Genomic DNA, 8364 nt, shown 5'->3' with positions numbered 1-8364 from the left:
CCACCGGCGGCGACCGACGCCCCCGCGCCCCCGCAGTGCCCGCCCAGCGCCCGGGCGTGCGTTGACGTGGACGGCAAGCGGGCGTGGATGGTCGACGCGGGCCGCGTCACGTACGGGCCGGTCCCCGTCACGACCGGGAAGCCCGGGTACGAGACCACCCGCGGCACACACCACGTGCTGCGGCACGTGCGTCACGACCACAGTCGGCTCTTCGACTCGCCCATGCCGTACTCGACCTACTTCACCGTGGGTGGGATGGCCTTCCATCAGGGACGCCTGGACGAGCCCTCGCACGGGTGCGTGCACCTGGGCAGACACGCCGCCGCGCACTTCTTCGACCACCTACGGGTCGGCGACGAGGTCGTCGCGTTCTGAACCGACATGACCGGCTCCCCGTCACCCCTCCCGCGCCTCTCGGCCCCGCCACCCGGGCGCTCGCCGCCGCCGGGATCACCGATCTGCGCCAGCTCGACGGCCTACCCGAGAAGGAGATCCTGGCCCTGCACGGCGTGGGGCCGTCCCAGCTCGGCGTCCTGCGGGACGCGATGGCCGCCGCGGGGCACGCGTTCGCGGACCCCGTGGCCCGGCCCGCGCCCACCGGCCGCAACGACAACTCCGCGTTCCTGCCCGACGAGGACCACCTCCTCGCCCGGCTCGGTCCGCACAAGACCGGCAGGGGCTGCCTCTACGTCACCAGGCTCGACCGCGTCGACGAGCAGGTGCTGCGCGAGATGGTCGGGGCGGCCTGGGCCCGGGGCCCCGCCTAGTCGCGCGGGAGCGGCTTGACCATGGGGAACAAAATCGTTTCGCGGATGCCCAGCCCGGTCAAGGCCATGAGCAGCCGGTCGATCCCCATTCCGAGTCCGGTCGTCGGCGGCATGCCCTGCTCCATCGCGGCGAGGAAGTCCTCGTCGAGCACCATCGCCTCGTCGTCGCCGGCCGCGGCCAGGCGGGCCTGGTCCTCGAAGCGCTGCCGCTGGATCACCGGATCGACCAGCTCGGAGTAGCCGGTGGCCAGCTCGAACCCGCGCACGTACAGGTCCCACTTCTCGGTCACGCCGCGGTCGGTGCGGTGGTCGCGCGTCAGCGGGGAGGTCTCGACGGGGAAGTCACGGACGAAGACGGGCCCGTCGAGCTGGTCGGCACACAGGTGCTCCCACAGTTCCTCGACGAGCTTGCCGTGCAGCCACCCCTTGCCGGACGGCACCTCCAGGCCGACCTTCCCTGCCAGCTCGATGAGCTCGGCGACGGAGGTGTCGACGGTCACCGTCTCTGCGCCCGCCGTGGCCAACTCGGGATGCTTGCGCTGCAGCGCCTCGTTGAGGGACGGGTACATCCGCATCTCGCGCCACTGACCGCCCAGCTCGTACTCGGTGCCGTCGGCGAGCGTGACCGTGGTCGAGCCGAACACCGCGGTGGCGACCTCCTGGATGACCTCGCGGATCATCGTGGCCGAGGTGTCGTAGTCGCCGTACGCCTGGTACGTCTCCAGCATCGCGAACTCCGGGCTGTGGGAGGAGTCCACGCCCTCGTTGCGGAAGTTGCGGTTGATCTCGAAGACGCGCTCGATCCCGCCCACCACGCAGCGCTTGAGGTACAGCTCGGGCGCGATGCGCAGGTACAGGTCCAGGTCCAGCGCGTTGGAGTGGGTGACGAACGGCCGGGCCGCGGCGCCGCCGTGCAGCGTCTGCAGCATCGGCGTCTCCACCTCGAGGAAGCCGCGCTTCTCCAGCGCGTCACGCAGCGCGCGCACGACCTTGATCCGCGTCAGCGCGTTGCGGCGCGCGGTGTCGCGCATGATGAGGTCGGTGTAGCGCTGGCGGACGCGGGTGTCCTCGCTCAGCTCCTTGTGCGCGACCGGCAGCGGGCGCAGGGCCTTGGTCGCCAGCACCCACTCGTCGGCCATCACCGACAGCTCACCGCGCTTGGAGCGCACCACGCGGCCCGTCACCGAGACGTGGTCGCCGAGGTCGACGTCCTGCTTCCAGGCGTCGAGCCGCTCCTGGCCCACGTTGGCCAGCGACAGCATGGCCTGCAGCTGCGGCGTCAGCGGCCCGGACTCGCCCTCCGGCACCGGGGTGGACAGGTCCGCCGACGGGTCGATCCCGTCCTGGAGACGGACGAAGCACAGCTTGCCGGTGTTGCGGACGAACAGCACCCGGCCGGCCACCGACACCACGACGTCAGTCTCCTCCCCCGGCTCCAACGCGGCGAAGCGCGGGTCCGAGGCGATCTCGGCGAGCCCGTGGGTGCGGGGGACCTCGACGGGGTACGCCTGCTCCCCGGAGTCGAGGAGGCGCTGCCGCTTGTCGCGGCGGATACGCAGCTGCTCAGGGGTGTCGTCGGCGGGCTCACCGGTGGCGGCCCCGGGCGCGGCGGGAGTCGAGTCGGTCACGACTGACGAGGATAGTCGTCCCTACGCGGCGGGATCGAACCCGTAGCCACCCACCTCGTCCAACACGTGCAGGTGCAGTCGGTCCGAGAGCTCCTCGATCGCGCCCGCCGCACGCACACTGTTGCCGTGCCCGTCCAGCCGCGGCGAGAAGGCCGCCACCCCGAGCCGACCGGGCACCACGGCGAACAGGCAGCCCGAGACGCCGCTCTTGGCCGGCAACCCCACCTGGTAGACCCAGTCGCCGGCCGCGTCGTACATCCCGCAGGTGAACATCACGCTGTTGGCGTAGCGCGTCGCCCGGTGCCCCAGGATCTGCTCGTCACCGTCCAGTGCCTGTCCCCGGTTCGCGAGCACCGCGGCCATGTGGGCCAGCTCGCGGGTGTCGACCCGGATCGCGCACTGACGGCTGTAGCCCGCGACCACCTCATGCGGGTCCTGCGCCAGACTGCCCGCCTCCGCCAGCAGATGCGCCAGCGCCTGGTTCCGGTTGGCGCTCCGGGACTCGATCTCGATGATCTCCTCGTCCACCTCGACCTCCCGGCCCACCAGGCGGGTGAACAACCCCCTGATCTGTTCGAAACGGGACTCCTCGTCGTCGTCCTCGTCCCCCACCAACGCGTGCGCCGCCAGCGCGCCGGCGTTGACCAGGGCGTTGGGCGCGCGGCCCGTTCCCGCCTCCAGCGAGATCTCGTTGAACGCCTCGCCCGACGGTTCCACGCCGATCCGGGCGGCGACCTCGTCGACACCCTTCTGGTCCAGAGCGAGCGCGTAGACGAACGGCTTGGAGGCGGACTGCAGGTCGAACAGGAGATCGTCGTCACCGGCCGAGATGATCTGGCCGTCCATGTCGCAGACCGCCAGCGCGAGGGCGTCCGGGCTGGGGTGCTCGTAGTCGCCGAGGTGCGGCACCAGCTCCCCGGAGGTGTCGTCGCGGACCTCGTCCAGGATCTCGGCGAGGAGGTCGGCGGAGATGTACGTCATGCTGCGACCGTACCGGCGCGCGCCCACGGGCGCCCCCGGTCAGTGCGCGGAGATGGCGGAGCGCTCGCGCAGCAGGTGCTCGGCGTCCGAGAGCAGGGCGAGCGCCCGGGCGGCGCGCAGCGCGTCGTGGCCGCCGTCCACCGCACGGACCCCGCGCACGCCGCGCGAGTGGAGCTCGAGGGCGAACAGTTCCGCGTCCAGGCCGTCGTCGCTGACGAGGACCACCTCGCGACCCTCACCGACGGCCGCGAGGGGCGCGGCCGAACGGGGGTCGATCAGGTCCACGGCGGGCCGGGCCTCGACGGCGATCGCGCCGGCGAGGACGCCCTGACGCTCGCGCTGTGCGCGGGAGCGGATGTCCACGACCAGTGCGCCCGCCCGCACGGCGGCAGGGTACTCGGCGGCGGTGAGGACCGTGTCGCCGATGGCGGCGGACCGGGCGGCGGTGGCGTTGGTGAAGGTACGGACGCGTGAAGTCATCTGGTGCTCCCGGGAGGGGTGTCGGCGTGGGACTGGCTGAGGGGCTGCCGGCCGGGAACACCAGTGCTGAACCCGCACGGATGGCGCCGGACCGGCCGGGGGCATTCGTCGCGCGTTCATGACGGCAATAGTAGACAGACCGGTCTATCTACCGCAAGAGCGGAGACGCGGGCGTGGGCCACTGGCGCCGCCAAAGGTAGTTGATGCATCATGTACAGAGACGAAGGAGTAGCGATGACCCCCTCACCCGCCCGCCAGCCCGCCGTCTTCATCGGCCACGGTGTCCCCCTCAACGCCCTCGAGGTCAACGAGTGGACCCGCCACTGGGCCGCGCTCGGCGACTCGCTCCCCGAGCGCCCCCGGGCGGTGCTGGCCGTCTCGGCGCACTGGTACATCAACGCCACGGCCGTCACCGCGATGAGATCCCCGCGCACCATCCACGACTTCTTCGGCTTCCCCCGCGAGCTCAACGAATTCGAGTACCCCGCCGCCGGCGCGCCCGAGCTCGCATCCGAGGTGGCCGAGGTCGTCAAGCCGACCTGGGTGGGCGCCGACCTGGACTCGTGGGGCCTCGACCATGGGACGTGGTCGGTGCTCGCGCACGTCTTCCCCGATGCCGACGTGCCGGTCGCCCAGTTGTCGGTGGACGCCACCAAGCCGGCGAGCTACCACTTCGAGTTGGGCACGAAGCTGGCCGCGCTCCGCGACTCCGGCGTGCTGGTCCTGGCCAGCGGCAACGTCGTGCACAACCTCGGCGCGGTGGACCCGTCCCGCGGCAACGCCGGCACCGACTGGGCGCACCGCTTCGACGACCACGCCCAGGAGCTGCTCACCTCGCGGCCCGAGGACGCCCTCGCGTTGCTCGAGCATCCGGACGCGCAGGCGTCCGTGCCGACCGCCGACCATTTCCTGCCCCTGCTGTACACGGCCGGGATGGCAGCCGAGACCGGCGAGACGCTCGACGCCTTCAGCAAGGGCTACGCCTGGGGGTCGGTGTCCATGACCAGCTACCGCTCCGCGGCCTGACGGGGCCGCGGCCGGGTTCGGGCGACCGGGCGGTCAGCAGTTGCGGTCGAACACCAGCCGCAGTCCTTCGAGCGCCAGCTCGGGTTCGACGTCGGTGATGGTCCGCGACTCCTCCGCGACGACGTCCGCGCGCAGCCCGGTGAGCACGACCGACGCGTCGGCCAGCTCGTCGACGTCGGTGCGCAGGCGGTCGACGAGGGCGTCGATCTGGCCGGCGAACCCGATCACGATCCCCGCCTGTAGAGCGGCGACGGTGTTCTTGCCCAGCGCTCCACGTGGCCGCACGACCTCGATCTTGCGCAGGAGGGCCGTGCGGTCGGCGAGGGCGTCGACGGAGATGTCGATACCCGGCGCGATCGCCCCGCCGAGCAGCTCGCCGCGCGCGGAGACCGCGTCCACGGTGGTCGCCGTGTCGACGTCGACGACGACGACGGGCCCGTCGAACAGGTAGTGGGCGGCCAGCGCGTTGACCACGCGGTCAGAGCCCACCTCCCGCGGGTTGTCGACCTTCAGCGGTACCCCGGTCTTCACCCCGGGCGCGACGACGACGGCCGGCAGCTGCGGCCAGTAGTCGGCGGCCATCCTCCGGAGTTCGCCCGTGACGGACGGGACCACGGACATCGCGGCGATGCCGGTGAGCTGCTGAGCGCAGTCCCCCAGTAGTCCGCGGATCGTCAGGGCGAGCTCGTCGGACGTCACCGCCGGGGAGGTGCGCATGCTCCAGGTGCGTTCGAGCGGGCCGCCGCCGGGGTGGAAGACGCCGAGTCGGATGTGCGTGTTACCGACGTCGACGGTGAGCAGCATGTCGTGTCCGTGCCGGATCAGACGGCGGCCGGCTCGGGCACGCGCGGGTTTTTCAGACCCGAACCCTCGGGGACGTCCGCCGGGTCGGTGCCCTCGGTGAGCATGCGGTTCTCGCCGTCGACGAACACGACGCGGGGCTTGTACGCGCGGGCCTCGGCGTCGTCCATCTGGGCGTAGGCGATGATGATGACCAGGTCGCCGGGGTGGACGAGATGCGCGGCGGCGCCGTTGATGCTGATGACCCCCGAGCCGCGCTCACCGGTGATGGCGTAGGTGGTCAGGCGGCTGCCGTTGTCGATGTCGACGATGTCAATCTGCTGGCCCTCGAGCAGGTCGGCGGCGTCCATGAGGTCGGCGTCGATGGTGCAGGAGCCGACGTAGTGCAGGTCGGCCTGGGTGACGGTGGCACGGTGGATCTTGGAGTGGAGCATGGTGCGCTGCATCTACAGGCCTTCCTTCAGGTCTTCGGCCATCTCGGCCTGCTGGGCGGCGACGGTGGCCTCGGCGGCGGCGAGGAAGCCGGTGCCGATGGCCACGCCGACGTTGTCGATGAGTCTGGTGGTCCCGATACGGGCCGCGACGAGAAGTCGGCCGGGGCCCTCCTCCGGCGGTTCGCCGAGGTCGGCTCCCCGCAGCTCGAGGTAGTCCACGGAGATCTGGGGGCGTTCGCTCAGGACCGCGCGGGCGGCGTCGACGACGGCCTCCCGTCCGCCCTTCGCCGCGAACGTCCCGGCGACCAGGGCGGCGTTGAGAACGGTGGCGAGTTCCCGCTCGTCGGCGGAGAGGTAGCGGTTGCGGGAGCTCATGGCCAGGCCGTCGGACTCGCGGACGGTGGGTACTCCGACGATGCGGACGTCCATGTCGAGGTCCGCGACCATCTGGCGGATGAGCACGAGTTGCTGGTAGTCCTTCTCGCCGAAGAACGCCTGGTGCGGTCGGACGATGTTGAACAGCTTGTTCACCACGGTAAGCATCCCGGCGAAGTGGCCGGGGCGGGCCGCGCCGTCGAGGATCTCACCCGTCGGTCCCGGCTGCAGTGTCGTCCGCGGGCCCTCGGGGTACATGGCGGCGGCGCTGGGCGCGAAGACCAGCTCGACGCCGGCATCGGCGAGGCGGGCCACATCCTCGTCCAGCGTCCGCGGGTAGGCGTCGAGGTCCTCGCCGGGGCCGAACTGCAGCGGGTTGACGAAGATCGACACGACCACGACCGAGCCGGGGGTCCGGCGGGCGGTCTCGACCAGCGCGAGGTGGCCCTCGTGGAGCGCACCCATGGTGGGCACGAACGTGACCTGCCTGCCGACCTTGCGGAGGGACTCGGTGACGGTGCTCAGGGTGGCCGGGTCGTGGTGGACGGTCAGCTCACCGCGGTTGTAGCCGGTGGCGGGACGGCCGGGCACCGCGGTGCGCACCGGGTACGTCGTGGAGGTCATCGAAGCTGCTCCGTGAGGTCGGGGGCCAACAGGTCGGTCACGTCGGGGCCGGCGCCCACGCGGTCGGCGGTGCGCAGGGCGAGCGCCCGGTACCCGGTGGCGATACCGCCGTCGACGTCCTCGAGGGCGTCGAGGTGGCGGGAGACGGTGACGGCGTCGCCGCGCATCACGGGCCCCGTCAGCGCGGAGTCGCCTGACGCCAGGACGTTGTCGAGGGCCGCCCGCAGCAGCGGCTCGAGCGTCCGGCGGGCGAGCGCCTCGGCGTCCGCACCGAGCATGCCGTCGGGATCACCCTCGACGGCCCCGCCGGGCAGGACGGAGAACGAGGCCGCGAGCGCCTCGGCCGCGTCGTTGACGAGAGTGACCAGGTGGTTCGCCCCGTGGGCGAGGGCCGCGTGGTACAGGGCGCGGTGGGATTCGGCGACCGTGACGGGCAGACCGCCGGTCTCCATGACCAGCATCTGGCCCACCACGAGGCCGACCTCGTCCGGCGCGGTCAGGGCCCACGAACAGCCTTCCATGCGGTCGACGTCGGCCGATCCGCCGGTGAAGGTCATGGCCGGGTGGGCCGCCACGACCACGGCGCCGGCGTCGGCGGCCGGGCGCAGGACCTCCGCGCCGACCGCGCCCGCGACGTGGACGACGATGTGGCCGGGCCTGAACGCGTCCGCCTCGGCGAGTTCGGACACGACGCCCGGGAGTGCGGCGTCCGGCACGGCGAGGATGAGGAGTTCGCCGGCCGCCGCGACCGCGGCGGGGTCGGCGATGCGGGCTTCGGGGAGTCGGCGCGCGGCGAGGTCGCGCGACCGTTCGGAGCGGGCGACCAGCGCGGACACGACATGGCCACGGCGCTCGAGGGCGGCTCCGACGGCGGTACCCACCCGGCCGGCGGACACGAGGCCTATGGACAGGCGGGCAGGGGGTGTTCCGGTGACGCCGTGGTCGGACATCTCAGGGGTGCTCCAGTGCTCGATCCGTTCCAGGCCCGCTCACTGTTGGCGGGTCCCGGACATCTCGCAGGCGAGAGTAGTCCTGTGGACGGGTCGAATCAGTATCGAGTGGCGCACTTCACAGAACCGGAGGAGCCGCTCGCGCGTCAGTCCTCCGCACGTCAGTCTTCCGCGCGGCGGCGGCGACGGCTCGGCTTGGGCGCGTCGCCCTCCCCCAGGCGTGCCATGAGCTCGGCCACGGACAGGCCGCGGCCCTCGCCGTGGCGGCTCGCCGGCGCCGACTCGGACGCGGTCTCGG

10 protein-coding genes are annotated in these 8364 nt (G+C 72.1%); 3 read left to right on the top strand and 7 right to left on the bottom strand.

Annotated elements, in window-relative coordinates:
• Both HMPREF3086_RS11455 and HMPREF3086_RS19630 read left to right on the top strand, forming a co-directional pair.
• Window positions 1-375: L,D-transpeptidase (locus HMPREF3086_RS11455; RefSeq protein ID WP_141764069.1), on the top strand; the 375-nt coding region annotated here is incomplete at its 5' end.
• A gap of 134 nt (window positions 376-509) precedes the next feature.
• Entirely contained in the window at window positions 510-767 is a 258-nt protein-coding gene (locus HMPREF3086_RS19630) for a DUF1801 domain-containing protein (RefSeq protein WP_070721967.1), read from the top strand.
• Here the strand turns inward: HMPREF3086_RS19630 and lysS are convergent.
• The 3 genes from lysS to HMPREF3086_RS11435 are packed head-to-tail and all read right to left on the bottom strand — an operon-like array spanning window position 764 to window position 3856.
• The gene (lysS, locus tag HMPREF3086_RS11445; RefSeq protein WP_070721965.1) at window positions 764-2395 is read right to left on the bottom strand and encodes a lysine--tRNA ligase; all 1632 of its coding nucleotides are present in this window, start codon (window positions 2393-2395) and stop codon (window positions 764-766) included. The two genes, HMPREF3086_RS19630 and lysS, sit on opposite strands and share 4 nt — an antisense overlap.
• 21 nt (window positions 2396-2416) lie before the next feature.
• Window positions 2417-3376: a glutaminase A gene (gene glsA, locus HMPREF3086_RS11440; protein WP_070721971.1), complete on the bottom strand. Its 960-nt coding sequence runs from the start codon at window positions 3374-3376 to the stop codon at window positions 2417-2419.
• A 39-nt stretch (window positions 3377-3415) separates the two neighbouring features.
• A complete protein-coding gene (locus tag HMPREF3086_RS11435) occupies window positions 3416-3856 on the bottom strand; it encodes a rhodanese-like domain-containing protein (protein ID WP_070721964.1) in 441 nt (146 codons plus the stop codon).
• A 234-nt stretch (window positions 3857-4090) separates the two neighbouring features.
• On the opposite strand from HMPREF3086_RS11435, the gene ygiD reads away from it, so the two are divergent.
• Window positions 4091-4882, top strand: coding sequence for a 4,5-DOPA-extradiol-dioxygenase (gene ygiD / locus HMPREF3086_RS11430; protein ID WP_070721963.1), 792 nt, complete (start codon window positions 4091-4093; stop codon window positions 4880-4882).
• A 33-nt stretch (window positions 4883-4915) separates the two neighbouring features.
• Here ygiD and HMPREF3086_RS11425 read toward each other — a convergent pair whose 3' ends face one another.
• From HMPREF3086_RS11425 to HMPREF3086_RS11410, 4 genes are read right to left on the bottom strand one after another with little or no spacing between them, the layout of a single operon-like run.
• Complete coding sequence (locus tag HMPREF3086_RS11425; RefSeq protein ID WP_070721961.1) at window positions 4916-5686, bottom strand: type III pantothenate kinase; 771 nt, start codon at window positions 5684-5686, stop codon at window positions 4916-4918.
• A 17-nt stretch (window positions 5687-5703) separates the two neighbouring features.
• Window positions 5704-6129, bottom strand: coding sequence for an aspartate 1-decarboxylase (panD, locus tag HMPREF3086_RS11420; RefSeq protein WP_007630228.1), 426 nt, complete (start codon window positions 6127-6129; stop codon window positions 5704-5706).
• Window positions 6130-7116, bottom strand: coding sequence for a pantoate--beta-alanine ligase (gene panC, locus HMPREF3086_RS11415; RefSeq protein WP_061227475.1), 987 nt, complete (start codon window positions 7114-7116; stop codon window positions 6130-6132). It abuts the gene before it with no gap.
• Window positions 7113-8066, bottom strand: a complete 954-nt coding sequence (locus HMPREF3086_RS11410) for a Rossmann-like and DUF2520 domain-containing protein (protein ID WP_061227476.1) — start codon at window positions 8064-8066, stop codon at window positions 7113-7115. Before HMPREF3086_RS11410 ends, panC begins: the two co-directional genes overlap by 4 nt.
• Between the last annotated feature and the right edge of the window lie 298 nt (window positions 8067-8364).

It is taken from the genome of Dietzia sp. HMSC21D01 (assembly GCF_001815995.1).
Classification (GTDB): Bacteria; Actinomycetota; Actinomycetes; order Mycobacteriales; family Mycobacteriaceae; genus Dietzia; species Dietzia cinnamea.
The sequence above is the reverse complement of the archived record's forward strand: the minus strand, read 5'-3'. Positions and strand labels throughout refer to the sequence as shown.